At 66.6% G+C, this 25,987-nt stretch carries 25 protein-coding genes; 10 read left to right on the forward strand and 15 right to left on the reverse strand.

What is annotated here, in order from left to right; translation table 11 throughout:
• Positions 1-132 precede the first annotated feature (132 nt).
• The 8 genes from lon to M2341_RS14400 form a co-directional block, all read right to left on the reverse strand.
• Positions 133-2,577 (reverse strand): endopeptidase La, encoded by a 2,445-nt coding sequence (gene lon / locus M2341_RS14365; RefSeq protein WP_264585694.1) that lies wholly within the window; start codon positions 2,575-2,577, stop codon positions 133-135.
• Positions 2,577-2,993, reverse strand: coding sequence for an Hsp20/alpha crystallin family protein (locus tag M2341_RS14370; protein WP_264571226.1), 417 nt, complete (start codon positions 2,991-2,993; stop codon positions 2,577-2,579). Before M2341_RS14370 ends, lon begins: the two co-directional genes overlap by 1 nt.
• Positions 2,994-3,109: 116 nt before the next feature.
• The gene (locus M2341_RS14375) at positions 3,110-4,705 is read right to left on the reverse strand and encodes an AbgT family transporter (RefSeq protein ID WP_264585695.1); all 1,596 of its coding nucleotides are present in this window, start codon (positions 4,703-4,705) and stop codon (positions 3,110-3,112) included.
• A gap of 173 nt (positions 4,706-4,878) precedes the next feature.
• A complete protein-coding gene (locus M2341_RS14380) occupies positions 4,879-7,347 on the reverse strand; it encodes a TonB-dependent receptor (protein WP_264585696.1) in 2,469 nt (822 codons plus the stop codon).
• Positions 7,329-8,312, reverse strand: a complete 984-nt coding sequence (locus M2341_RS14385; RefSeq protein ID WP_264585697.1) for a FecR family protein — start codon at positions 8,310-8,312, stop codon at positions 7,329-7,331. The genes M2341_RS14380 and M2341_RS14385 overlap by 19 nt, the downstream gene beginning before the upstream one ends.
• Positions 8,302-8,844, reverse strand: a complete 543-nt coding sequence (locus M2341_RS14390) for a sigma-70 family RNA polymerase sigma factor (protein ID WP_264585698.1) — start codon at positions 8,842-8,844, stop codon at positions 8,302-8,304. Before M2341_RS14390 ends, M2341_RS14385 begins: the two co-directional genes overlap by 11 nt.
• 304 nt (positions 8,845-9,148) lie before the next feature.
• Positions 9,149-12,358: an autotransporter domain-containing protein gene (locus tag M2341_RS14395; RefSeq protein ID WP_264585699.1), complete on the reverse strand. Its 3,210-nt coding sequence runs from the start codon at positions 12,356-12,358 to the stop codon at positions 9,149-9,151.
• Between the two features lie 149 nt (positions 12,359-12,507).
• Positions 12,508-12,867 carry a c-type cytochrome gene (locus M2341_RS14400; protein ID WP_264571232.1) on the reverse strand — a complete coding sequence of 120 codons (360 nt, stop codon included), beginning with the start codon at positions 12,865-12,867 and terminating at the stop codon, positions 12,508-12,510.
• Positions 12,868-13,037: 170 nt separating this feature from the next.
• Here M2341_RS14400 and M2341_RS14405 point away from each other — a divergent pair, with 170 nt between their 5' ends.
• The 4 genes from M2341_RS14405 (at position 13,038) to M2341_RS14420 (ending at position 15,724) form a co-directional block, all read left to right on the forward strand.
• Positions 13,038-13,466, forward strand: a complete 429-nt coding sequence (locus M2341_RS14405; RefSeq protein WP_264573546.1) for a GFA family protein — start codon at positions 13,038-13,040, stop codon at positions 13,464-13,466.
• A gap of 136 nt (positions 13,467-13,602) precedes the next feature.
• Positions 13,603-13,830, forward strand: coding sequence for a hypothetical protein (locus M2341_RS14410; protein WP_413715145.1), 228 nt, complete (start codon positions 13,603-13,605; stop codon positions 13,828-13,830).
• 14 nt (positions 13,831-13,844) lie between these two features.
• Positions 13,845-14,774: an EamA family transporter RarD gene (gene rarD, locus M2341_RS14415; protein WP_264585700.1), complete on the forward strand. Its 930-nt coding sequence runs from the start codon at positions 13,845-13,847 to the stop codon at positions 14,772-14,774.
• Positions 14,771-15,724, forward strand: coding sequence for a DMT family transporter (locus M2341_RS14420; protein WP_264585701.1), 954 nt, complete (start codon positions 14,771-14,773; stop codon positions 15,722-15,724). The genes rarD and M2341_RS14420 overlap by 4 nt, the downstream gene beginning before the upstream one ends.
• Here M2341_RS14420 and M2341_RS14425 read toward each other — a convergent pair.
• From M2341_RS14425 to M2341_RS14455, 7 genes are all read right to left on the reverse strand, one after another.
• A complete protein-coding gene (locus M2341_RS14425; RefSeq protein WP_264585702.1) occupies positions 15,687-16,346 on the reverse strand; it encodes a class I SAM-dependent methyltransferase in 660 nt (219 codons plus the stop codon). The genes M2341_RS14420 and M2341_RS14425 overlap by 38 nt on opposite strands.
• Before the next feature lie 80 nt (positions 16,347-16,426).
• A complete protein-coding gene (locus M2341_RS14430) occupies positions 16,427-17,413 on the reverse strand; it encodes a zinc-binding alcohol dehydrogenase family protein (protein ID WP_264585703.1) in 987 nt (328 codons plus the stop codon).
• A 52-nt stretch (positions 17,414-17,465) separates the two neighbouring features.
• On the reverse strand, positions 17,466-18,239 hold the full coding sequence (gene xth, locus M2341_RS14435; RefSeq protein ID WP_264571238.1) for an exodeoxyribonuclease III: 774 nt from the start codon (positions 18,237-18,239) through the stop codon (positions 17,466-17,468).
• Between the two features lie 98 nt (positions 18,240-18,337).
• Positions 18,338-18,661 (reverse strand): iron-sulfur cluster insertion protein ErpA, encoded by a 324-nt coding sequence (gene erpA, locus M2341_RS14440; RefSeq protein WP_181560559.1) that lies wholly within the window; start codon positions 18,659-18,661, stop codon positions 18,338-18,340.
• Between the two features lie 122 nt (positions 18,662-18,783).
• A complete protein-coding gene (locus M2341_RS14445; protein ID WP_264573551.1) occupies positions 18,784-19,455 on the reverse strand; it encodes a M23 family metallopeptidase in 672 nt (223 codons plus the stop codon).
• A 110-nt stretch (positions 19,456-19,565) separates the two neighbouring features.
• Positions 19,566-20,372, reverse strand: a complete 807-nt coding sequence (locus M2341_RS14450; protein WP_264585704.1) for a ferritin-like domain-containing protein — start codon at positions 20,370-20,372, stop codon at positions 19,566-19,568.
• On the reverse strand, positions 20,363-21,100 hold the full coding sequence (locus tag M2341_RS14455; RefSeq protein WP_264585705.1) for a sulfite exporter TauE/SafE family protein: 738 nt from the start codon (positions 21,098-21,100) through the stop codon (positions 20,363-20,365). The genes M2341_RS14450 and M2341_RS14455 overlap by 10 nt, the downstream gene beginning before the upstream one ends.
• Positions 21,101-21,289: 189 nt before the next feature.
• Between M2341_RS14455 and M2341_RS14460 the strand changes: the two genes are divergently transcribed.
• The 6 genes from M2341_RS14460 (at position 21,290) to M2341_RS14485 (ending at position 25,785) form a co-directional block, all read left to right on the forward strand.
• Complete coding sequence (locus tag M2341_RS14460; protein WP_264585706.1) at positions 21,290-22,507, forward strand: MFS transporter; 1,218 nt, start codon at positions 21,290-21,292, stop codon at positions 22,505-22,507.
• 87 nt (positions 22,508-22,594) lie between these two features.
• A complete protein-coding gene (locus M2341_RS14465) occupies positions 22,595-23,077 on the forward strand; it encodes a UPF0262 family protein (protein ID WP_181560564.1) in 483 nt (160 codons plus the stop codon).
• Between the two features lie 17 nt (positions 23,078-23,094).
• Positions 23,095-23,832, forward strand: coding sequence for a glycoside hydrolase family 25 protein (locus M2341_RS14470; RefSeq protein ID WP_264585707.1), 738 nt, complete (start codon positions 23,095-23,097; stop codon positions 23,830-23,832).
• Positions 23,829-24,308, forward strand: coding sequence for a cytidine deaminase (locus M2341_RS14475; RefSeq protein ID WP_264585708.1), 480 nt, complete (start codon positions 23,829-23,831; stop codon positions 24,306-24,308). The genes M2341_RS14470 and M2341_RS14475 overlap by 4 nt, the downstream gene beginning before the upstream one ends.
• 57 nt (positions 24,309-24,365) lie before the next feature.
• Entirely contained in the window at positions 24,366-24,920 is a 555-nt protein-coding gene (gene dcd / locus M2341_RS14480) for a dCTP deaminase (protein WP_181560566.1), read from the forward strand.
• A gap of 85 nt (positions 24,921-25,005) precedes the next feature.
• The gene (locus M2341_RS14485; RefSeq protein WP_264585709.1) at positions 25,006-25,785 is read left to right on the forward strand and encodes a metallophosphoesterase family protein; all 780 of its coding nucleotides are present in this window, start codon (positions 25,006-25,008) and stop codon (positions 25,783-25,785) included.
• The last annotated feature ends 202 nt before the right edge of the window (positions 25,786-25,987 follow it).

Raw genomic sequence — 25,987 nt, forward strand, 5'->3', positions numbered from 1 at the left:
CGCCTTAGCCCCTCCCCTTCAGAGGAGGGGTGGGGGTAGGGCTCAACCACCACGGATGTTCGCAATGCGAGCGATGCTGCGCATCGCCCCCACCCCCTTTCCACTCCCCTGAAGGGGAGGGGCTGATGGACGTCAGGCGTCCGTCGGCTCGGCAGGCTCCTTGGCAAGCAGGATCGGATCGTCCAGCCCCGCCGCGAGCGCATCCTCGACTGTCTCCAGCCAGATGAACTCCAGCTTCTCCCGCGCATTGGCGGGAATGTCGTCATAGTCGCGCTTGTTACGGGCGGGGAGCATGACGCGGGTGATGCCGGCACTCGCGGCGGCGACGACCTTCTCCTTGATACCGCCTACCGGCAGCACAAGACCGCGCAGGGAAATCTCCCCGGTCATCGAGGTATCGCTGCGCACCCTGCGGCCGGTGAGCAGGGAGGTGAGCGCCATGAACATGGCGACGCCCGCGCTTGGCCCGTCCTTGGGCGTGGCGCCGGCGGGGACATGGACGTGAATGTCGCTCTTCTCCAGCAGCTCTGCCGAGATGCCGAGGCTGTCGGCCCGGCTCTTGAGCAAGCTCAGCGCCGCCTGCGCGCTTTCCTTCATCACGTCGCCGAGCTGGCCGGTGAGGATGAGCCGGCCGGAGCCGGACATCTTCGTCGCCTCGATGAACAGGATGTCGCCGCCGACGGGCGTCCAGGCCATGCCGGTGGCAACGCCGGGCACGCTGGTGCGCTGCGCCACCTCATTCTCGAAGATGCGGTCGCCCAGCACCTCGTGCAGATCATCGACGCCGATGGAAACCTTGTCCGCACTGCCCTCGGCAATCCGCACGGCGGCGTTGCGGATGGTCTTGCCGATCTCCCGCTCCAGGTTCCGCACGCCCGCCTCGCGGGTGTAATAGCGGATGATCTCGCTCAGCACGGCATCGTCCACCGTCACCTGCTCGGCCGTGACGCCATTGGCGGCGAGTTGGCGCGCGACGAGATAGCGCTGGGCAATCGCCAGCTTCTCATCCTCGGTATAGCCCGAGAGGGTGATGATCTCCATGCGGTCGCGCAGCGGGCCGGGGATCGTGTCCAGCATGTTGGCCGTGGCGATGAACACCACGCGCGAGAGATCGAACGGCACGCCGAGATAATTGTCCCGGAAGCTGCCGTTCTGCTCGGGGTCGAGCACTTCGAGCATGGCGGCCGAAGGATCGCCCTGCACACCGCGCCCCATCTTGTCGATCTCGTCCAGCATGATGACGCAATCGCGCCGCCCGGCCTTGCGGATCGCCTGGATGATGTTGCCGGGCATGGCGCCGACATAGGTCCGGCGGTGGCCGCGAATCTCCGACTCGTCATGCACGCCGCCCAGACTCACGCGCTCGAACGGGCGGCCCATGGCTCGCGCGATGGACTGGCCGAGCGAGGTCTTGCCGACGCCGGGCGGGCCGGCGAAGCACAGGATCGGCGCCTTGCCGCCGGGCGCGAGCTTGCGCACGGCGAGATATTCGACGATCCGCCGTTTGATCTTGTCGAGGCCATAATGATCCGCATCGAGCGTCTCGCGCGCCTTGGCGATGTCGATGGGCTGCTCCTCAGGGATGTCCCAGGGCAGTTCCGTCAACCAGTCGAGATAGGTGCGGATGATGCCATGTTCAGCGGCGGCCTCGGGCATCCGCTCGAGCCGGCGCAGTTCCTTGCGCGCTTCCTTCTCGACCGCCTCGGGCATCTTGGCGGCCTCGATCTTCTCGGTCAGCTCCGCGATTTCCGCCGCGCGGCCATCATCCTCGCCCAGCTGGCGCTGGATGGCGGCCATCTGCTCGCGCAGGATCGCCTCGCGCTGGCGGCTGGTCAGCGTCTCCTGCACGTCCTTGCCGATCTCGGCCGAGAGGCGCAGCACCTGCAGGCGCTGCTCCAGCAGGCGCGAGACACGGTCCAGCCGCGCCGGCAGCGAGACAGTCTCTAGCAGCTCCTGCTTCTGGGTGGTATCCACGTCCAGATAGGCGGAAACGGTATCGGCCAGCGTCGAGGCGGACGCGATGTTCTGGATCGCCTCGGCCAGACCCTGCGGCGCCTGCGGCAGCAGCTGCACCGTCTCCAGCGCCTGCTTGCGCACATGGATCAGCCGCGCCTCGACGTCCGGCGTCTTGTCCTCCTGCTCGGCGAGCTTCTCGACCCGCGCGACCATGAACGGCCAGCCTTCCAGAAACTCGACGATGCGAAAGCGCGTCTCGCCCTGCAGGATGAGGTGATGGGTGTCATCGGGCGCCGTCACATAGCGCAGCACATTGGCGAGCGTGCCCATGGCGTGCATGTCCGCCGGGACCGGCGCGTCAACGCCGGCATCGCGCTGGGTGAGCACGCCAATTGGCAGACTCTCGCGCACCGCCGCCTGTGCGGCATTGACAGAGATCGCGCGGCTGAGCGCCAGCGGCATCACCACATCGGGGAACAGCACGAAGCCGCGCACCGGCACGATAATGATCGCATCCTCCGGCAGCGGGCGGAAAGGCTGCGTTTCGCCGGGCGCGGCGCCCTGGGGCTGCGCGGCACCGGTGGACGTGGGATTGGCGGTGTTCGTGGTCAAAACGTCCATCAGAAGCGGCCTCCATCGACCTTGCTGAGCGTAACGAGCAGGCAGCCATTCACGGCGGCGCGACGCACGCCGTGATACTGGCCACCGGGGAGCGGCAGGCGGCGCTCGAAGCGGCCCTGCGGCAGTTCGAGGCGATGAATGCGCGCGGTGCGCAGCTCCGGCGGCAGGATGCGCTGGCCGCGCACGATGAGCACGCCATCCTCGATGAACGCCTCCGCCTTCTCGGCATCGACGCCGGGCAGCGCGACGATGGCCAGCACCTCATGCGCGGTCTCGATCATGTCGGCGGGCGGCTCCCAGGCCGGCGGACCGCTGGCGGCGCGGACGGGCGCGTAATTCTGCTGCTGGAGGCGCTGCATGCGATCCAGCAGGTCGACCGCATCGGCCCACATCCAGTGCCTGTTCCGCGAAGTCATGCGCGCCCTCTTCCCCTTGGGTCACCGGGCGAGATGCGCGGCGTGCATCCAATAAGGTTGCTCGCCGGACCGATTTCAAGCCCGGCAGAAGGGCGCGGGGAAAGCCCGAGCAGCAATCAGTCGCCGGTCAGCACCGCAGGCAGATGCACGGGCGCGTTCGGCCCGAGCGGCAGGTCAAGGAGCGTCCAGCCGGCGAGCAGTGCCCCGCCAAAGAGCAGCAGCCAGAGCGAATAAGGCAGCATGACCGCCGCGAGGCTGCCAAGGCCGAAGCTCGGCACCCAGCGCTGGCAATAAATGAGGATCAGCGGGAAATAGACCATCAGCGGCGAGATGATGTTGGTCGCCCCATCGCCGACCCGATAGGCGGCCGTCGTCGTCTCCGCACTGATCCCGAGCAGCATCAGCATCGGTACCAAGACTGGGGCAAGCAGCGCCCATTTGGCGCTGGCCGAGCCGACGAACAGATTGAGCACGGTGGTGAACAGCACGATCAGGAGCAGCAGCACCGGCGTCGGCAAGGCGACGGCCTGCAGACCGCCGGCGCCGTGAATCGCGAAGATGAGGCCGAGATTGGACCAGCCGAACATCGCCACGAAATGCGCCGCCGCGAAGGCGAGGACGAGATAATAAGCAAGGTCGCCCATCGCCCCGCTCATCATCTTCACCACGTCACGATGATCCGCGATGGTGCCCGCCGCCTTGCCATAGGCCCAGCCGCCGGCGAGGAAGAGCAGGAAGAAGCCGCCGACCAGTGACTGGTAGAAGGGCGTCAGCCGCGCCTCCGGCACCGCTGCATTTGCATCGACCAGTGGCGCACCCGGCATCAGCGCCATGATCGCCCAGAGTGCGACCACCGCCAGCATCGCCAGGCCGCCGTGGCGCAGGCCCTTGCGCTGGGCGGCAGTGAGGCGCTGTTCGGCCTCTGCATCCGGTGTTCCCGCGATCATCGCCGCCTCACCCTGCGGCACATAGCCGCCAAGGCGCGGCTCGATGATCCGGTCGGTGACGTACCAGATGACCGGGATGTAGAGGATGAGCAAAGCGGCCATGAAGAACCAGTTGCCGGCAATGTTCATCTGCCAGTCGGCATCAAGCAATTGCGCGGCCTGCTGGGTGATGCCGAAGAGCAGCGCATCGAGCTGGCCGGGCAGGAGATTGGCCGAGAAGCCGCCGGACACGCCGGCAAAGGCAGCCGCGATCCCGGCGACGGGATGGCGACCGGCCGCCGCATAGATGATGCCCGCCAGCGGCACGAGCACGACATAGGCCGCATCCGCGGCGAGATTGCCCATCATGGCGACGAAGGCGACCATCGGCGTCAGCAGCATCGCCGGTGCATTGGCGACGCTGGCGCGCATGGCAGTGCCGAACAGGCCGGAGCGCTCGGCCACGCCCGCGCCGAGCATCACCACCAGCACATAGCCGAGTGGGTGGAAATGGGTGAAGGTGGCGGGCATCTCGACCCACAGGCGGCGGATATTCTCCGCCCCGAGCAGGCTTTGTGCTGTGATCGTCACCGGCGCGCCGGTTTGTGCATCGACCTGCGTCGGGTGCAAGGCCGACAGGCCGGCCAGCGCGGCGACGAGCGAGATCAGCACAAGCGCGAGGATCAGGTAGAAGAAGATGAACACCGGATCGGGCAGCTTGTTGCCCGTCCGCTCGATCCAGCCGAGGATGCCCTTTGATGCGCTGTCCGTCCCCGCCTGTGCCACGAGCCCTCGCTATGTGATTGTGATCGCTTGGCTTGTGCTAACCCGATGGCGGGAGCGGGGCAAGGCGGGTGGCTTATCGTCGACACAGTGCTCCTGCGAAAGCAGGAGCCTAGGGCAGATAAGGTGGTCGGTTGGGCCCTGGGCTCCTGCTTCCGCAGGAGCACGCGGGAGACCTAGTAGCGATAATCCACCGCAATGCGCACAGTACGCGGCCGCTGGGGCGTGGTGTAGCCGCCGGTGCCGGTGCCGAAGGGCGTGCCGAGCGCGAAGCGGTTGCCGGTTGTGTCGAAGAGGTTGGTGAGCGACAGCGTCACCCCCCGCCGCGCATCGCCGTAGCGGACGGTGACGCCGGTATCGACATAATCACCCTGTTCATCGCCCAGCACAGGCCCGATGCCGAGGCGCGAGGGGCCGATATATTTGAGCCAGCCGGCCAGCCGCAGATCCGCCGCACCGAGCGGCACGCGATAATCGATGCGCGCCTGCGCCGCATATTCGGCGACATTGGGAATGCTGCCGGGCGAGGCATCCGCGCTGAGCTGGCCCAGCGTGCCGGGCGCGGGAAGCTGGACCAGAGCATTGGTGACCGGCAGATCGGTGGCCCGCAGCGCAAAGAGCCGGAACGCCTCGGGCGTCAGCGCAATGACGCGGCTGTGATTGTAGACGGCATTGAAATCGATCTGCAGCCCCTCGAGCGGGAAGAGCGAGAGGCTGCCGGCTATGGAGGTGATGCGGCCATTGCCGATATTGGCTGTGGTCGGCAGCCCATTGCCGTCGATGAAATCGGCCTGAATGTCGCGCCAATAGGCATAAGCGGCCGAAAGGCTGGCCGCGAAGCCATAATAAGCGCTGCCCATCCGGACCCCGCCTTCCAGGCTCTGGATGTGATCGTTGCGGAACTGGCGGACGAACTGGGATTCGATCGCGAGGCCGCCCGGCCGGAAGCCCTCCTCATAGCGGGCATAGACGGTGAGGCCCGGCACCAGATGCGCCAGCACCTCGCCAGAGGGCAGCAGCTTGGTCTCGGTCCGGCTCGCGACAATATCGCCGCCCTGCAACGCGAACAGCGGCTGCACATCCTCCGCGCTGCCGCTCAGCCGGCTGTGCGTGATCCGCCCGCCGCCGCTCAGCAAAATGCCGCGCGAAACCTCGACGCTGAGCTTGCCATAGCCGGTCAGCTCCGTGACGCGATTGCGCACGCCCGTGGCAGCGGCGCGCAGCGTGGTGAGCCCGAAGGCGCGGCGCTGCTCGGCCTCATTGTCGATGGCGCTGACGCCCAACACCCAACCAAAGCCATTTTCGACCGGGCGCCACAGCCGCGTCTCGCTGGTCAGCATCCGCGTGCGGTTGCGCTGCTCGAACACGCGCGGGAGCGTGTCCGTCTCCGTCGCGTCGAACCGCTCGTCCAGCCCGTGGCTGACATAGGCATTGGAGGATTGGAAGCGCAGCGCGCCGAAATCCTTGCGGAGCACCAGCGTCGCCATGCCATAATCGGCATTGGCATCCTCGACTACAAAGCTGTTGCGGGTGAGCGGCGGGGCATCGCGGTCGGCATATTGGGAATCGTCGATGAGGGTCGACTGATAGATGCCGCCGACATCCACCGTCCATGCATCGCTCAGGTCCAACCGCAGCACGGCCCGGCCGCCAGCGATGCGCGTGCGGTTGACATCGTTCACGCCGCGTACCGGATTGTCGATATAGCCGCCGTCGGTGATGCCATAGCCGGTCAGGCGCAGGGCATGGCCGCGCGTGCCGATGGGCACGTTGACGGTCGCGGCGACATCGGCGCCCGGCTCGCCATGCTGGGTCACGCTGAGCCCAGCGCTGGTCTCAACCGTGAACCCGCGCGGATCAGGATCATTGGGCACCAGCCGGATGATGCCGCCGAGGGACCCCGCACCATAGAGCGTGCCCTGCGAGCCTTCCAGCACCTCGACCTGCTTGATGTCCTGCAGGCGCAGGTCCGGGTCCGGCGCATTATAGGTGAGGCGCAGATCGCCCAGATACTGCCCCACCGTCGCCTGCGTTGGCCCGGTGAAGCTGGAATCGGCGATGCCCCGGATGAACAGCTTGTTGCGCCCGGAACCCAGATGCGTCGAGGCAACGCTGGCGAGGCGCGAGGCGACGGAGTCCGTTCCGCGCTCACCGCCAAACCGCAGGTCACTGCCATCAAGCAGATGCACCGCGCCCGGATAATCCTCATAGCGCTGATCGAGCTTGCTCGCGGTGACGACGAAGGATTCCACCTCGGCCGGCGGGGGCGGCGCGGCGGCCGGACGCCTGGGCCTTTGCGCCTGCGCCACGGCAGCAGGCGTGCTCACGGCATCGATCCGCCAGCTGGTCGCGCTCAACTGCACGGCCCGGCTGCGCGTACCGGCCAGCATCCGCGCAATCGCCTCGGCCGGCGTCATGGTTCCGCGCACGGGCTTGACCTTTGTGCGCCAAAGCGCGTCGCTCGTCACGCTGATGCTGATGCCCGCCTGCCGCGCGAGTTGCGGCACCCGATCGGACAGGCGCCCCGCCGGCACGTCGATGGGCCGGGTCTGCGGCGCCTGCGCGGCGGCCGGCCCGGCGACGCCCAGCAGCGCCGCCGTGGCGAACAGCGCCAGCGGGGCACGAGCTATCTTGAGAGCGTCCACCCTCCGCTTTCCTTTGTCGCAGAGGTGCCGGAGAGCGCCGCCAGATCGTTCACCAGCCGTTCCTCGGGCAGATCGGTGCGCAGGGCCCCGCGAAAGCGAATGCCCGCCGCCGCCGGCGTGGTGCGCAGGGCAATGCCGGTGGTGCGCGCAACTTCCGCCGCCACATCATCCAGATGCACGCCATCATAGACGAGCTGGCCGGCGCGCCAGCCGCCCACCGCCGCAGGACTGACCGCGCTCAGGTCCGTCGCGCTGCCATCATCGCGTACGGTGAAGCGATAGCCGGCATCGACGCGGATCGCCGCGCCGCGCGGATTGTAGACCACCGCGCCTTCCGACACGGCCACGTTGATCCGCCCGTCATTGCGCGCGACATCGAACACCGTGCCCACATCGACCAGCTCGGCGCCGCCGACCGACACACGGAATGGCGCAGCATCCTTGTGGACGACGGAGACGAGCACCTGCCCTTCCTCCAGCTCGATCCGGCGCGGATCGCTGCGGCTGAGCTTGACCGAGGAGCCGCCGTTCACCGCAATCTCGCTGCCATCGACAAGCGTGACCACTTGCGAGCGGCCCAGTGGGGTTTTCACCCTGTAGCTATCCGACGACGTCTGAAACAGGCCGATGCCGACCATGCCGGCGATGGAAGCCGCCAGTGCGCCCCCGACCCACAGCCGACGGCTGAAGCGACGCGGCATGGACGGTGTGGCGGGCGCGGCCCGGCCCCCGTCCCGCGCCACGGCGGCGCCCTCCGGCCAGATATCCTCGGGGCGGGCGGGCAAGGTATCAAGATCGGCATCCATCGCAGCGAGCTGGTGATAGGCGGTCGCATGGGCCGGATCGCGCTCGAGCCAATCAGTGAAGGCCTCCCAAGCATTGAAGGCCGGATCGCGCTGGCGCATCAGCCAGTCGATGGCCGCAGCGTCCGCCGGGTTCATCCCCGCCTGCCGATCATGCGTCATCGGACTGTCTCCTTGCGGCCAGCAGGGCAGCATAAGCACGGCGCAGATCGCTCTCGACCGTGCTGAGGCTGACCCCCAGCTCGGCGGCAATCTGGCGCTGGGGCACGCCATCAAGACGATAGCGGCGGAAAACCTGGGAGGCGCGCGTGCCCAGCGCCTCCAGCGCGCGGTCGAACCGCCGCAAATCCTCGCGCGCAATCAGCTGCGCTTCCGCAGTCGGCTCGGGTACGACCTCACCCGTGCCGCGCGCCTCCGTCCAGGCCTGATCGCGGGCCCGCGCCTGCCGCTCGGCACGATAGCGATCGACCATGAGGTTGTTGGCGGCGCGATACAGATAGCCCAGCGGATTGCCGACCGGACCAGTAGGGCGCTGGGTGACGCGCATCCACAATTCCTGAAACAAATCCTCGGCGGCATCCCCGGCGCCATGGGCGACCAGAAAGCGGATGAGCTGGACGCGATGCGCCATCAGCGCACTGGCCAGCCCCTGCCCTTCGACAGGACCGGTATCGGTTCCCGTTTCACCTCTCATGGTCCGTCCGTTGTGGCTTCCCCGTGCCTTCATCGCCCGGCACCCTGCGTCCCGGGGCGCACCTGAAGCTCCTGCGCGGTATAGCCCGCTGACACCGCCACGCAAGGGCCGGCGCGGCCTACTCCACACAGGCTCCACGCCCCGTGAGCGAACGGCGCAAGGGGATTGTGAGCCAGCATGCGTGCAGCGGTCGATCGCAAGGACGGTCATCTCCATTCAACTCCGGGTTGGGCAAGAGGGAGTTGGGGGGTGGTGGGCACGGTTCCACGCTCCCTCTTGCCCGCACATCGGCCTCAAGAACCGCTTAGAGGCCGATGCGAAGACTGGCGCGCAGCGACAGGGCCCAATTGCCCTGATACTGCTCCGCGCCGAGTTCACCGCCGATCTGGAAGCCGCTGTTGCCGGCGACGCCGCGCAGGCGCCCGACCCAACCGCTTTCCCGATCATCGGGCAGCAGCGTGAACGCCTCGCCACCCTTGAACTGCGCCACAGTGGTTCCGAGATTGCCGCTCACGATCTCGCGACGACCGGCCTCTACCTCCAGCCGCGACCAGCCGGACCACTCATCCTGGCCGCCCATGTCGATGCCCAGCACTGCGGTGCCTGTAACCGCCAGCTCATCGCTGGTCCGCGAGCGCACGATGAGGTTCATGGCATCGCCACCGCCCGTCTCGGTGTAGCCATTCTCCTTCAAGCGGAAATAATCGAGCGACACGACCGGGCGGAAGGAGATGCCGCCCCGCGACACCCAGTCGTAGGAGAGCGTGCCCATCGCCGAATAGAGCCGGGCATTGCGATCGCTAGTGGCAGTCAGCGTGGTGGCGGTGCCATCCTTCAGCCCGTCGAAACTGCGTTTGCCTTCCAGATCCACGAAGCCGACCGATCCGCGCGCCGTCGCCCGCAAGCTCCCGGTCTTCAGGCGCCAGTAGCCGGCGACCTCGATCTGGTTGGCGGTCACCTGATTGGCCGTGTCGCCATCGCGATTGCGACCCCACAGGTAGGCTACCGACGTGCCGAAGCTGCCAAGGCCGGTCTTGATTTCGGCGCCGCCGCCGAAGCCCCAGCCGGAGGTCTTGTACGCCGCCGTGTCGCCGCGCCCCTTTTCGACGCCCCAGACGAGCTGGTTGATCCAGTAGCCCCATTTGCCTTCATCCTTGAACGGGCCGGTGGGGTCATCCAGCATCCGCCCGAAGGTGCGCGATCCTTGGGTGACGACTTGGAAGGTGCCGCCGGCATGATCGGGCAGGAGCTGGCGCAGGCTGGTGCGGAAGTCCTCGCCATCGGTGATACCGAGGAAGGCGGTTTCCACGCGCTCGTCCTTGGAGAGGGCGGCATAGATCGCATCGAAGGCCGCAGCCTCCGAGCGGTTGAGGCCAAGGTCCGCAGTGGTCTTGCGACCGAGGGTCACGCTGAGCGTGTTGGCGCTGCTGCTGAGCGTCGCCTTGTAGAGATAGGGCACCATCGCGGTTTCGGCATTGAGGTTGCCGGCGCCGGTGAGTGTGTCGGCGGTCAGCACGAGATGATTGCCCACTGCATTCTCGATATCGCTGACCCGCAACACCAGCCGCGAGTCCGCCGCGAAGCTCGCGGTGCCGGCGACCGAGAGATAGGCCGTGCTGTTGCCGGCCGCCCCCAACGTGATGCCGAGCGCGCCCTTGTCGGTCACGGCCAGGCTGCCGATCTGCGCCGGGCCCGTGAGATCGAGTGCGCCGCCCGCAAGGCTTAGCGCCAGCTGGCCGGCATTGGCGAAGGTGCCGGAATAGACGGCAGTGCCGCCAATCGAGAGCGTGCTCGCGGTGCCGCCGAAATCGGCCGTGCCCTTGAAGCGCGACGTGCCGGCAAGGCTCATCGTGCTTGTGCCGGTGCCGAAGGCGACATTGCCGGTATAGACCGCATCGCCGCGCAGTCGGAGCGTGTCGGCTCCGGCACCGAAGCTGGTGTTGCCGGTGATCGTGCCGTCCGCAATGTCGAACACGTCATTGCCGCTGCCGAACCGCACATCGCCCACAATGCTGGGCGCGGTGGCGCTGGCGGCGACCTCGGTCTGCTTGACGGTCACGCCGCTGCTATTGGCGGCGAGATCGATAGCGATGTTGCGCCCCGAATCCGCCTTGGCGCCGGTCGCCGAGATGGCGCCGCTGTTCTCGATGAGCGTCAGCCCGCCCGAGGCATCGACGATCCCGACCGCGCTGCCGGCCTCGCCGGTCGTCGCCTTGATCGTGCCGGCGTTGCGGAGGGTCGGCAGACTGGCGCCGGCATCGACGCGCACGGCGGTCGCCGTCGTGCCATCCTTGCTGGTGCCGGTCGCCTCGACCTTGCCGGTGACGTGCAGCAGCGGTGTCGATGCCCCGGCGCCGAGGCGCAGGGCCGTCGCCGAGGCATCGCGGGCGGAGGCCTCGACGCTGCCACTGATGCCGATGCCCCCGGCGATGGTCACGGCGCCGCCCTGGCCGCCGACGAGCAGGCCATTGCCTTGCACCCCAGTGTAGAGGCCGCTGCCGGACACGGTGCCGTCGATGATCAGGCCGTAGCCGCTGCCCGTCGCCGGCACCGCACCGATGGCGATATCCCGCCCGGCCGCGCCGATCCGCATCGCCGGTGCCGCGCCATAAGAGCGCACGACGGCGGAGCCTTCCTCGCTGTCCTTGATGCCGTCCTTGTCTTCATCATCATCGGTGGTGCTGGCGTCCTTGGGCGGCACGGCAAGGATGATGCCGCCCGCGACATTGCCTTCCACGATGACGGCCGAACCGCCCTGCAGCAGATCGTCCGCATCCAGCTTGGAGGGGTCCGACGGCGGCGTGGTATAGCGATAGCCCGTGGCGCTGATCGCGCCCTGAATGGTCAGCGTGCCGCCGACATTGCCTAGGAACGCCGCGCCGACCGCATTCACCCCCTGAGCGCCGACCGTGCCGGCGAGACGGACATTGCCGCTGATGTCTCCGGCCTGCACGCCGATCGCACGATCGCCCAGCACGCTGGTCGTGCCATCGTGCGAGAAGGCGCCAGTGAGCGGACCGCCCAGCCGGATGCCGAAGGAATCATTGCCCTCGATCTGGATCGTGGCACCGCGCGCCACGGTGATGGCGCCGGAATAGGCGCCCAGCGTGCGGATGCCGTGGCGCCCGGTGCCGACCGCGAACGGCCCGTCGAGATCGCCATCATTATCGCCGTCGGCGGGCGTGTAGCTCTCATCGATGATGATTTTGCCGCTGTGGACGATGCCGCCCGACGTGCCGGCATTGGCGACGATACCCGCGGCATTGTCCGCATTGCTGATCTGGATTGTGCCTTCATTGGTGATCTTGTTGGCACTGTTGACCGTGACCGCAACGCTGCCCGCGCCGGTCAGTTCGATCGACCCGGCCGAGCCGATCTTGATATCGTCGGCCGCGCCATTGTTGGCTGTGGCCGTCGTGATCGCGGTGGTCCGCTTGGTCGTGATCGAGGTTTCCGCTGACGCCGCATTGGCAAGAGCGAAGGCGCAGGTGGAAGCAAGCAGGAAATGACGCATGAATACTCCGCTGGTCGTTCAGTACCGGGGAGTGTTCCCTCCCCCCTTGACCAGCAGGACGGAGCCGAGGGCATACAGCCTTGGCTCCGACCGATATTCTGCGCCGCGTGACGCGGCGACCGGCGGACTGCGGCCCGCCGATCTGCCGCTTATTGCGGTTTTGCTGCTACGCTCATCACATAAGTGGCGACGTCGTTGATGTCCTTCTCGCTCAACTGCCCCTCATAGCCCGGCATGGCGCCGGCGCCCTTGGTGACGCGCTCGACGATCAGCGCGTGGGTGAGATTGGCATTGCCATCCAGCGAGGGGCCGATGGGGCCGCTGGCATCAGCTGCGGCCAGCGTGTGACAGGCGCCGCACACGGTGCTCTCGAACACCTGCTTGCCATGGGCAGGATCGCCGGCGGGCGCATCGGCTGCCTGCGCCGGAATCAAAGCAAGCGGGGCTGCGGCGAGCAGGGCGGCAATCGCTGATATGCTCCACATCTTGGCGGCGTTTGCGCGTGTCACAGAAAAATCCCTCCGTCCGAATCATTGCCATTCTAATCATCTGTGCCCTAAGTCAGGATCGGCGAAAAAGTCCAGAACCGCGCCTGACGCTCAAGGTCTTCGTCCCGACGCCTGAACCGGGGCGGCTGAACGGCGGCTGACGCGCGCGGTAAGACGAGAGGAGCAGAGCCATGGGCCAGGCAGACACAACGCGCTTTTCCGACGTGCGCTTTCCGCAAAGCGGCGGGTGCCAGTGCGGCGCGGTGCGCTATGAACTGAGCGCGCCGCCAGTGGGCATCTGGGCCTGCCATTGCAGCCTGTGCCGCAAGCAGAGCGGCAGCGCCTTTGGGCTCTCCATGGGCGTGGCTATCGAGAGCCTGGCGTTCACACAGGGGACGCCGGCGATCTGGACGCGCGACACCGACTCCGGCCATCGGCTCGACTGCCTGTTCTGCGCTGATTGTGGGTCGCGACTGGTCCATCGTCGCCATCGACATGAAGGCATGCAGACGCTCAAGCCGGGCACGCTGGACGATACGAGTTGGGTGGTGCCGGGGCGCCATTTCTTCGCGGAGACGGCGCTGGATTGGGTGAGGCCGCTGATTCAGGGCACGGACTAATCGACGATATAAAACCTATTTGGAATATTTTTTGAGATTGATCATTCCAAATTGACGTGCCTGCGCCTGAGACTGCAAACACCTCAAGTCTCTGGTGCCCCCTGCACTTGCCAATATCCCCGGTCAGGCCCATGGGATGGGGATGCTTTCGCTGCTCTCCATCCTGATCGGCGCGGTCGCGCTGATTCTTGCCATTCCCGCGATCATCCCCGGCCTTGGCTGGGCCAATTGGGTGATTGTGCCGATGGCCCTGTTCGGGGCGCTGATCGGCCAGTTCGCAGCGGGCACCGGAGCGCGCAATTTCTGCCTCGCCGTGGCCGCCTTCGGCATGTTGCGCCTGTGGGCCGGCGGCGGAATTTTCTGAACGAGAGCGGCAATATGAGCAGCCAACCCACCGACATCGCAGGCGCCGAACAGGCGGCGCAACGACGCGCTGGCCTGCTTGCCGGTGTTGGCGCCTATGCGATCTGGGGCCTGATGCCGCTTTATTTCAAGCTGCTCGGCCATGTCTCTCCCTTCGAAATCGTGGCGCATCGGGTGATCTGGTCCGTCGCCTTCCTCGCCATCGTGCTGGCGGCGATGCGGCAATATCGCGCCTTCGTCGCGATCTTCAGGCAGCCGCGCATTCTCGCCGCGCTGGCGCTGAGCGCGGTGCTCATCGGCATCAACTGGCTGGTCTATATCTGGGCGGTGGATACCGACCATGTCGTGGCGGCGAGCCTGGGCTATTTTCTCAACCCGCTGGTCAATGTGCTGCTCGGCACGCTGGTGCTCAAGGAAGTGCTGCGCCGCCGGCAGGCTGTCGCCATCGGCATCGCAGCGGTGGGCGTGGCATTGCTCGCCATCGGCGAGTGGCAGACTCTCTGGATCAGCCTCGCGCTGGCGATCAGCTTTGCCTTTTATGGGCTCGTCCGCAAGCTGACGCCGGTGCCCTCGACCTCGGGTCTGGCGGTGGAGACGCTGGTGCTGTGCGCCCCGGCCCTCGCGCTGGTGAGCTTTTATGCCGCGCAGGGCACCCTGGCCTTCGGTGAGGATCGCTGGGTGACGCTCGGCCTGATCGGCACCGGGGCGCTCACCTCCGTGCCGCTGATCCTGTTCGCGATTTCCGCGCGCGCCTTGCCGCTCGTGACGCTCGGGCTGATGCAGTATATCGCTCCCTCGCTGCAGTTCCTGTGCGGGGTGTTCCTGTTCGGCGAGCCGATGTCCGCCGGGCGCTGGGGCAGCTTCCTGCTCATCTGGGTCGCCCTCGCACTGTTCGTGTGGGACAGTCTGAGCGGCGCTCGCGCGCGGCGGCGCACGCTGGCATGAGCAGCGCCGCCGCTGCCGCGGCCCCCTCCGCGCCCGCACGCCGCGACCGGCCCCTGTTCGCCATCATGCTGCGGCTGCTGGCGATGATGATGATCGGCGCGACCTACGCCATCGGCAAGCTGCTGATCGAGCGCGGCGCCAATCTGGCCGAAGTGGTGTTCTACCGGCAGTTATTCGCCTTCCCCGTCGCGGCGATCTGGGCGGTCGCACTGATGGGCACGGCCCTGCTGCCCAAGGCGCCGATGCGCACCCACATCACCCGCACCAGCCTCGGCATGATCGGCATGTTGCTCAACTTCGGCGCGGTCGCATTGCTGCCGCTGGCGGAGGCGACCTCCATCGGCTTTACTATGCCGATCTTCGCCACCATCCTCTCCGCGCTGCTGCTGCGCGAACAGACCGGTGTCCACCGCTGGAGCGCCGTTCTGCTCGGCTTTGTCGGCGTGGTCATCATGACCCATCCGGACTCCGCCAATTTCGCCTCCGCCGGCGTGTTCGTGGCACTCGGTGGGGCGATGGTGACGGCGCTCGTTGCCATCGTATTGCGCGATCTCGGCAAGCGCGAATCGGCGCCGATCATCGTCTTCTGGTTCACCCTGCTCTCGCTGCCGCCGCTCGGGCTGATGCTGATCTGGTATGGGCAAAGCCATGATCCCGTCGCATGGCTGCTGTTCGTCGGCCTGGGGCTGACCGGCGGGGCGGCGCAATTGTTCATGACCTCGGCCCTACGCTACGGGCCGGTCTCCATCGTCATCCCCATGGATTACAGCCAGATGATCTGGGCCACGCTGGCCGGCTGGCTGCTTTGGTCCTACTGGCCGGAGCCTTCAACGTGGGTCGGGGCGGGCCTGATCGCGGCGAGCGGCCTCTACATCGCCTGGCGCGAGCATGTGCGCCGCCGGGCGCTCACCGTCAGCCCGGATGAGGACCGCGCCGGAAGATCAGGCTGAGATTATTGGCCGGCATCTCGACAACGCGCTTCAGCTCGAAGCCCTCGGACGCCGCTGCCGCCTCGACATCATGCACCCAGCGCAGGCCCCAGGCGGAGTCGCGCGCGCGCAGCGACTCATCGAAAGCGATATTGCTTGGGGCAGTCTCCACCTCGCGGCGGAAATAGGGGCCGTAAAGAAAGAGCGGCGCGCCTTCCGGCAACAGCATCGCCGCGCCGTGGAGCAGGCCGAGCGTCGCAGCCCAAGGCGAGATATGCACCATGTTGATGCACAGGATCGCGTCCGCCTCGCCGATCGGCCAGGCCTCGGGGTCGGCAGCGTCGATCTGCAGCGGCGGGGCGAGATTGGGCAGCGCCACCTCATCCGCCCAGGCGGTGATCGAGGCGCGCGCGACCGGGTCAGGGTCGCTCGGCAGCCAGCGCAAGGCAGGGAAGCAGCGCGCGAAATGCACGGCATGTTCGCCCGAGCCGCTGGCGATCTCCAGCACGAGCCCGGTGGCGGGCAAGGTTTGCGCGAGCAATTGGGCGATGGCATCGCGGTTGCGCACCGTGGCGGGCGCGTGGCGCTTGCCGCCCCGTGCGGGAGATTCACCGGTCAGCCAAGGCTTCGACCTGTCATCCATCGATCCGTGCTCCCTGTTCAAGCTCACCCTCTATAACAGACCGGGCGACGAAAAGAGGCATCAAACCGACGTAAAATGGCTCAATCCCAGCGCATGACGGTCTTGCCGATCAGTGCACCGGCCTCCAGCGCGGCGTGCGCCTCGCGCAGCGTGTCGACACTGGCGGTGAGCGTTCGGGTGCGGGTGGAGACGAGCGTGCCCGCATCAACCAGCGCGGCTACCTGCCGCAAAACCGCCTGCTGCTCGGCCATGCGAAAGCCGTTGATCGACTTGGCGAACATGAACTCCCAGTGGACCGAGAGCGCCTTCTGCTTGAACGGCAGGATGTCCAGCGCGGCGGGATCGTCAATGACCATGAGATGACCAAAGGGGCGCAACAGCGCGGGAATGACCGGCAGATAGGCGTCGGTATGCGTGGTGCTGAAGATGGCATGGAGATCATGCAGGCCCAGCGCCGCCAGTTCGGGCTGAACGTCGCGGCCGATGACATGATCGGCGCCCATAAGCTGCGCGAAGGCGACCGTCTCCGGCCGGGACGCGGTGGCGATGGCGGTGGCCGGGGTCAGCGCCTTGAGCAGCTGGATCGCCATCGAGCCGACACCCCCTGCCCCGCCGATGATCAGCACGCGGCTGTCCGCATCATAGACGATGCCGCGCTCCAGCATCGCCTCATAGGCGGTGAGCGCGGTCAGCGGCAGGGCGGCGGCATCGGCAAAATCGAGGCTCGCGGGCTTGTGCGCGACAAGGCGATGATCGACCGCTTGCAGACGGGCATAGCTGCCCGGTCGGTTGAGATCGCCGGCATAATAGACGGCATCACCAACCGCAAAGCCCTGCACCTGCGCGCCAACGGCCTCGACGATGCCGGCAGCATCCCAACCGAGCACGACCGGCGCATTCGCCGTGCCGCCGCGGCGCTGGCGGATCTTGGTATCGACCGGATTGAGCGCGAACGCCTCGACCCGGACCAGCAGATCCTGTGGGTCGGGCACCGGATCGGGCAGGTCGCGCAGGGTGAGCGCGAAGTCCGTCAGCGGGTGGGCGGCGTCATAAGCAAAGGCCTTCATCGCCGATCGACTCCTGGCTCCTGAATTGGGCATCTGGTTGGAAAGGGCGCCGTCAGTCCTTCAAGCGAACCCAGACCGGGGCGTGATCGCTGGCTTTCTCCCGCCCGCGATAAGCCTTGTCCACCTGCGCATCGGCCAGCCGGTCGGCAGCTGTGGGCGAGAGCAGCAGATGATCGATGCGGAAGCCTGCATCGCGCTGCCAGGCGCCGGCCTGATAATCCCAGAAGGTCCATACGCCACCGAGCGGATGGCGCGCGGCGAGCGCATCGGTCCAGCCGTCGTTGAGCAGCGTCTTGTAGGCGGCGCGGCTCTCCGGCTGCATCAGTGCATCGCTGGCCATGGCGGGTGGCGACCAGACATCGCGATCGAACGGGATGACATTATAATCGCCGGCCAGCACGGCGGGCACTTCCTCCGCCCAGATCTGCGCCGCACGGGCGCGCAGCCGCGCCATCCAACGCAGCTTGTACTCGAACTTGGGGCCGGGCACCGGATTGCCGTTGGGCAGATAGATGGAAGCGATGCGCACCCCGTTCACGTCCGCCTCGATGTAGCGGCTGTGCTCGTCTTCCGGCTCTCCCTCGAGCCCGCGCGTCACTTCCTGCGGGGTCGCGCCCTTCGCCAGGATCGCGACGCCGTTAAAGCCCTTCTGGCCGTGCCAGATGGCGCCATAGCCGGCATCCTCGATATCCTTGATCGGGAAGCCTTCATCCTGCGTCTTGATTTCCTGCAGGCAGGCGACGTCCGGCTGGGTTTCCGTCAGCCACTCGACCAGACGCGGCAGCCGCGCCTTGATGCCGTTGATATTGAAGGTCGCGATCCGCATGAACTAAAGCCCTTTTGCCGGCACCTGCCAGTGAGGGTCCGTCTTAGGGAGAAGCGGGGCGCTTCGACAAGCGCGTCCCGGCGCAAACGCTCAGAAAGTCAGACCGAGAAGCTGGTTCCGCAGCCGCAGCCGGCGGTGGCATTGGGATTTTCCACCTTGAAGGCGGCGCCGCCGAGATTGTCCACAAAATCGACCACGCAGCCCCGCACCAGATCGAGGCTCATGGAATCGACGACCAGCTTCACGCCGTCCGTCTCGACCATCACATCGTCCGCCTCGGGCGCATCGGCCAAGCCGAAGCGATACTGGAAGCCGGAGCACCCCCCGCCTTCCACCGCGAGGCGGAGAATAGCCGGCTTGCTCTGGCGCTCGGCGATCCAGGCGACCCGTGCGGCGGCGGTGGGAGAGAGGCTGATATCCATGGCTGCTAGATAGGGCGCGCGCGCCACAACGGCAAGCGGCGGCCCGCAAGGGAGCCGCGTCGCGCTTGACGATAGAGAAGGAAACTCAGGACAGCCTGCTCACCCGAGCGGGCGAGCGGCGATCAACGATCGCGGTTGTCGGTGGGGCGGTTGGCTTCCGGGCCACCCATGGCGACCTGACGATCGCTGTGCTCCTTGGCCTCGGCCAGAGCCAGCTCGTAATTGGTGCCTTCCAGATAGGGCATCGGGTTCACGGCGCTGCCGGCGATGCGGACTTCATAGTGAAGGTGGCTGCCGGTCGAGCGACCGGTGGAGCCCATCAGGCCGATGAGCTGGCCGCGACGGACGCGCTCATTGGGCTGGGCGATCAGCTTGGACATGTGGCCGTAGCGGGTCTCGAGGCCGTTGCCATGGTTGATCTCGACGAGATTGCCATAGCCGTTCACCCACTGCGAGCGGCGCACGACGCCATCGGCCGTCGCATAGATCGGCGTGCCGATCGGGCCGGGAATGTCGATGCCCTGATGCATGCGAGCGCGGCCGTTAAACGGATCGCTGCGGGTACCGAAGGAGGAGGTGAGACGCACATCGTCGACCGGCTGGCGCGACGGGATGGAGGCCTTGCTGTCCGTGCTCTGCTCGGTGGACTGCTCCATCTGGACCATCGCCGAGAAGAGCGAGGCGAACTGGGCGTCGTGCCCGGCATCGGCCAGAGCAGGAGAGGCAACCATCAGACCGGCAATCGCCAGAACCTTCGCGGCAGCTTTGAGGACACCCTCTTTAGCGAAGGTCATAGCGCTCGAATCGATCATTTGGACCCCGTGATGGGCCGTGACCGACCCCTCAATGTTTTTGTGTTTCCGGCTGATGTGAACCGGCTGGGGCTTTTCGAGCGAAGAACGGGTTAAGGCGCAAGAGGCAGGTAGAAATCGCGCGTCAAACCGGCCTGACTCCGCGCTGAGTCGTTGAACGGCGGCTTAACGGCACCGCGAAAGTGGCGCCGAACCAACATTTGGTAGCTTTCCTGCGGGTTTGCGCCGGATCGATTCATCGACCACAAAAACCATTTCGTCCCTGCGCCGACATGGCGAACTTCGTCGTCAATGATTCGGGTCAGCATCCGCGCGGTCCGCTCATCGTTGAAATGCCTGAACCGCACGATGGTTTCCGGCGTGATGTCCAGCGCCCGCGCTTCCAGCACCATCGGCACGATGGCGAGACGGGCCGCGACATCATGGGCGGTTTCGATCGCGGCTTCCCACAGACCATCATGGGCAGGCAGATCGCCATAGGCGCTGCCCAGTTCTTCCAGCCGGCGCGCAAGCAGGGCGAAATGCATCGCCTCGTCGGCACCGACACGCAGCCAGTCGTCGGCAAAGTCGGGCGGGAAGTCCGCGCCAAAGCGTGCGATGAGATCGAAGGCCAGGTCGATGGCGACGAATTCGATATGCGCCAGCGCGTGAATCATCGCGATGCGGGCGCGCTCCGAGCCACCCTTGCCGCGCTTGGGCATGCGGTTGGGCGGCAGAAGCTCAGGGCGCTCGGGCCGGCCGGGTCGGTCTGGCGGGGGCGTATCGAACCGGTGCGAGAGGCGCCCGAGGCGCCAGTCCCGTGCCGCCTTGCGCGCCGCCATCACCTTCTCGCGCGGATTGCTGCATTGCAGCACTGCAGCGCAGGCCTCGCCCAAGGTGGCGGGTTCGGTCAGAGCCATTCCATCACCGCCTTCCCGATGTAGAGCATGCCAATCGCGGTGACGATCCACGCCGTATAGCGCCGGAAGTGGCCGTCACTGATCCGATCCAGCAGTCGCCCGCCAAGCATCGTGCCGACCATGGACAGCGGCACGGCGATGGCGAACACCCACCAGGGCGGCATGGCACTCCGACCGGCAAGCAACATGGGCATACCAAAGACGCCAATCTTCGCGATATGGCTGAAAACCTGCCCCGCCGCCTTGGTCGAGACGATCTGGTGGCGGGTCAGCGGGGTGCGGACGAAGAACACGTCCATCATCGGGCCGGCAACGCCCGCCGTCAGGTTAAGGCCTGACACGGTGAACCCGGCGAGGAAGGCGTGGGAGGGCCGGGATGCATCGAGGGCGATCCACCGGCGGGGCAGCCAGACGACCAGCGGCACCAGCCCGAGCAGCAGGAACAGCAAGGGCCGCGAGGGCGAGAAGCCGATCATCGCGACCACCGCACCTGCAGCAAAGACCCCCAGGGCATAAGTGCGCATGATCGGCCAGACGACATGTTCGCGATGCACCACCGCGCGCCAGCCATTGGCGACAAGCTGGAGGATGCCATGCGTGACGAAGGCCGCGGACACCGGCAGCAGGAAGGCGAGGATGCCCATCAGCAGCAAGCCCCCCGCCATACCGAAGATGCCGGAAAGAAACGCGGTGGCGAAGGCCGCGATTATGATCAGGACGCCCGTCATCGTCGGCGCGGTTAGCCGCTTTTAGTCGGCCCGTCACCCGCCTGCTTGCCCATCACCAACGCGCCGCCGCATCAGTCTTGCCGGGCGAGAACGACGCGCCTAGGGCGAAACCGTGTGACGGATCAATGATCGGTTCAGCACGGAGGGGACCAGCATGATGAGCGCGCAGCAGACAAGGGACCAACGGCCATGAGCGGCGGCACCTTTTCTCCGTTGCGCCACCGGACCTTCCTGCTGATCCTGCTCGGCAGCCTGTTCTCGCACTTCGGCAATGCCATCCAGTCCGTGGGCGCCGCCTGGCAGCTCACCATCACGGGCCAGCCGGCCGACGTCATCGCCCTCGTCCAGAGCGCGACCAATCTGCCGATCATGCTGCTGGCGCTGCCGGCCGGGGCATGGGCGGACATGTTCGACAAGCGACTGGTGATGCTCGGCGCGCAGACCGGTATGGTCTCGCTTTCCATCCTGCTGGCGGCGCTCGCCTTTGTTGGCACGACGCCGCCGGGGCTGCTCATCGGCCTCACCGCTCTTCTCGCCTGCGGCGTGGCCTGCTTCAACCCGGCGCTCGCCTCCTCCATCGGCAGCATCGTGCCGCGCAACGAACTGGCCGCGGGCGTCGCGCTCAACATCCTCGCCTTCAACATCGCGCGCAGCCTTGGCCCGGCCATCGGCGGCGGCATCGTCGCGCTGGGCGGCGCGAAAGCAGCGTTCGTCGTCAATGCTCTCTCCTATCTGATGGTCATCGTCATCCTGCTGCGCTGGCGCACCGCGCCGCCAGCGCCGGCCACAAGGCGCCCCCTGCTGACGGTGATCGGCGAAGGCTTCCGCTTCGCGCTCGGCTCCCCGGCGATCCGCACCGTGCTGGTCCGCGCGATCAGCTTCACGCTCGCCGGCAGCGCCGCCTGGGCGTTGATGCCGCTGGTCGCGACGCAGATGCTCGGCCGGGGATCGATGACCTTCGGCCTGCTGCTCGGCGCACTCGGCCTTGGGGCCGTGATCGGCGCAGCGAGCAGCACCTGGTTCCGCCAGCGCTTCTCGAGCGAGGCGATCATCCGCGGCGCCGGGCTCCTCTATGGCGCGGTGTGCGTATGCGTTGCGCTCGGCATCGGGCTGGTGCCCACACTCGTTCTGCTGGTGCTGGGTGGCGCCGGCTGGGTGCAGGCGCTTTCCGGTTTTGCCGTCGCCGGCCAGATGTGGTCGCCCGCCCCGCTTATCGGGCGCATTACCGCTATGGTGAGCAGCCTCACCTTCGGCGGGATCGCGCTGGGGAGCTGGCTGTGGGGCCATGTGGCGCAGGCCCATGGCGTTGCCAGTGCGCTGCTGTTCTCCGGTCTGGCGATGCTGGTTCTGCCGTTCATCGGCCTGATCTGGCCGATGCCCCGGCACGAGGGCGCTAAGCCCGCCTGAGGCTCTGCGTTCGCGGGGCCTGCCCGCCTCTCCTCTGCCCCACGCTCTTGCCGCCGCTGGCCCACGCGCCTAGGGAAGCAAGGGACCATGGCCGATCCCCGCATCATCGACATCGTGCTCGACGAGAAGACGATATTGTGGCGCAGCGCGGATGTGGAGCAGGAACGACGGATCGCGATCTTCGACCTGCTGGAAGACAATCATTTCGCGCCGGTGCGCCAGCATGAGGACGGCTATGCCGGCCCTTACCGGGTGTTTCTGCGCGTGGCGGACGGGCGGCTGGTGATCGAACTGCGGCGCACGGATGACAGCGCGCTGGAAGCGATCATCCTCGGCCTCGCCAGCCTGCGGCGCGCGATCCGGGACTATTTCGCGATTACGGAGAGCTATTATCAGGCGATCCGGCAAGCGACGCCGAGCCAGATCGAAACCGTCGACATGGCCCGGCGCGCTGTCCACAACGATGCCGCCGAATTGCTGCGCGGGCGGCTGGAGGGGAAGATCGACGTGGACTTCGATACCGCGCGGCGGCTGTTCACGCTGATCTGCGTGCTGCATATCCGCGCATAACAGGACTGACGAACGACATGAGCACCACAAAGGCCAAGCGCATGACCAGCGCGCCAGGCGCCCGGCGCCGGCGGATCAAGGTGACGCCGCTGCGCCTCTTCATGCTGCTCCTGGTGATCGGTGGCGGATTGGTGGCGGGCCTCTTCATGCTCGCCCGCAGCTGGACGCCCTCAGCCAAATATTTCCCCGTGCAGGGCATCACGCTGAGCGCGCAGAGCGGCACGATCAACTGGCGGATGGCCCGCGCGGCAGGTGCCGACTTCGTCTATCTGCGCGCCACCGATGGCGCGCGTGGGCGGGACAGCGCCTTTAATGATTATCTCGCCGGCGCGGTCGCCAACGACATGCGCCACGGCGCGATCCATCGCTATGATCTGTGCAGCAGCGCCTCGGCGCAGGCCACGCGGTTCATCGCCACCGTGCCGCGCGACCCGCAGATGCTGCCGCCGGTGGTGGAAATGGGCTTCGACCTGCCCTGCACGGCGCGGCCCAACCGCGATACGCTGCTCGCCGAGCTGAACACCTTCCTCAACCAGATCGAAACCCACTCCGCCAAGCCCGCCGTGATCCGCACCAGCCGCGAATTCGAGGCGGCCTATGACGTGGCCGGTGGCATCAACCGCACCTTGTGGGTGGACGGCGACTTCTTCGTGCCCGATTACACCACCCGTCCCTGGACGATGTGGACCGCCTCCACCTGGAAGCGGGTCAACGGCATCGAGGGGCCGATCGAATGGAATGCGGTGCGGCAATGAGCGATGAAACGACCCGACAAGACTTGACAGCGCCGACCCCGGACGAGCGCACGCTGATCGACGCCGCCCGCGGCGCCATGGCGCAGGCCCATGCGCCCTACAGCCGCTTTGCGGTCGGCGCGGCGCTACGATTGACCGACGGGACGATCCTCACCGGCGCCAATTTCGAGAATGCGAGCTACGGCCTGTCGCTCTGCGCCGAGACCGTGGCCATCGCTGCCGCCAATGCGCAGGGGCAGCTACGGGATATCGCGGCCATCGCGGTGACGGGCGGCGCGATGGACGGCGGGGATGGCGGCATCATCACGCCCTGCGGTCGCTGCCGGCAGATCATCAAGGAAGCGCAGGATATGGGCGGGCGCCCGCTGACGATCCTGTGCGCCACGCCAGATGGCAGCGCCGTGCTGCGCCTTACGCTCGACGCGCTGCTGCCGCACGCCTTCGGCCCGGCCAATCTCGGCATCGGCCCGGGCTGATCCTCACCATATCATCGCCTCTGGCATTCGGCGCGGCGAGCGATTAGCAACGCCCCCATGGCCATACTCTCCGACAAATGGATTCGCCGTCAGGCGCAGGAAAACGGCATGATCGAGCCGTTCGTGGAAAGCCAGCGGCGCGAGGGCTGCATCAGCTATGGCCTCTCCTCTTACGGCTATGACGCGCGGGTGGCCGAGGATTTCAAGATCTTCACCAATGTCGATAGCGCCGTGGTGGACCCCAAGGACTTCGCCGCCAACAGCTTCGTCGACCGCAAGACGGACGTGTGCATCATCCCGCCCAACAGCTTCGCGCTGGCGCGGACCGTGGAATATTTCCGCATCCCGCGCGATGTGCTGGTGATCTGCCTCGGCAAATCCACTTATGCGCGCTGCGGGATCATCGTGAACGTGACGCCGCTGGAGCCGGGCTGGGAAGGCCATGTGACGCTGGAATTCTCCAACACCACGCCGCTACCCGCCAAAATCTACGCCAATGAAGGCGCCTGCCAGTTCCTGTTCCTGGAAGGCAATGAGCCGTGCGAGACGAGCTATGCCGACCGCGCCGGCAAATATATGGGCCAGCGGGGCGTGACTCTACCCAAGCTCTGATCGCGCCGGCATATCGCCGGAAAGCTTTTGCTAAGCACGATTGCGCTGGCCGGATCGCTCCCGCTCGCTTTATATGGAGAGGCACATGTTTGGCCTCTTCAAATCCAAGTCAAAGCCTGAACCTCTGACCCATGCGCCAGACCTGGGCGAGGGCCGCCGCGTCTACGCGATCGGCGACATTCATGGTCGCCTCGATCTGCTGCTCGAACTTATCGATCTGATCGCGGCCGACGACCATAGCCGAGGCCCGACCGGCAGCACGCAACTGGTGTTCCTGGGCGATTATGTCGATCGCGGGCAGGACAGCAGGGGCGTGATCGACTATGTGCTGCAACTTCGCGACTGGTGGCCAAACATCCTCTGCCTGCGCGGCAATCATGAGGAAGTATTCGCGATGGCCGTCGAAGGCGATGAGAGCGCGCTGCGCTTCCTCACCCGCATCGGCGGCCGCGAGACATTGCTCTCCTATGGCGCGAGCGAGGCCGATCTCGACACGATGACGCTGGGCGAACTGCGCGACTGGCTGACGAGTGCGGTGCCGGACACGCATCGCGCCTTCCTCGCCGGGCTGACGGACAAGGCGATCATCGGCAATTACGCCTTCGTCCACGCCGGGGTCCGGCCCGAAGTGCCGCTGGACGAGCAGGACGAAAAGGACCTGCGCTGGATCCGCGAGGAATTCCTGTTCTATGACGACCCGCACGATTATTTCATCGTCCATGGCCACTCGATTACCGAGGCGGTCGAGCAGCGCGAAAACCGGATGGGAATCGACACCGGCGCGTACAAGTCCGGCGTGCTGACAGCGGCCGGACTTGAGGGCACGGAGCGGTGGTTCCTCTCGACCGGTAAACCGGGGGGCTAGGTCGGCTCCGTCAGGCACAACGCAGACATTGCGATGAGTGCAGCCGGACTGCCCTCGCTTCCCGTCACCTACGGCTCCCCACCGCTCCGTTCGTGTCGAGCGAAGTCGAGACACGGTTGGTACAGGCCTCGCGTGTCTCGACTTCAGCCAAAGGCTGAAGTTCATCCCGAGCGCTCGCCTGCGGGCAGTCGAAAGGCTCGAC

The sequence above is a fragment of the Sphingobium sp. B7D2B genome (assembly GCF_025961895.1).
Taxonomy (GTDB): domain Bacteria; phylum Pseudomonadota; class Alphaproteobacteria; order Sphingomonadales; family Sphingomonadaceae; genus Sphingobium.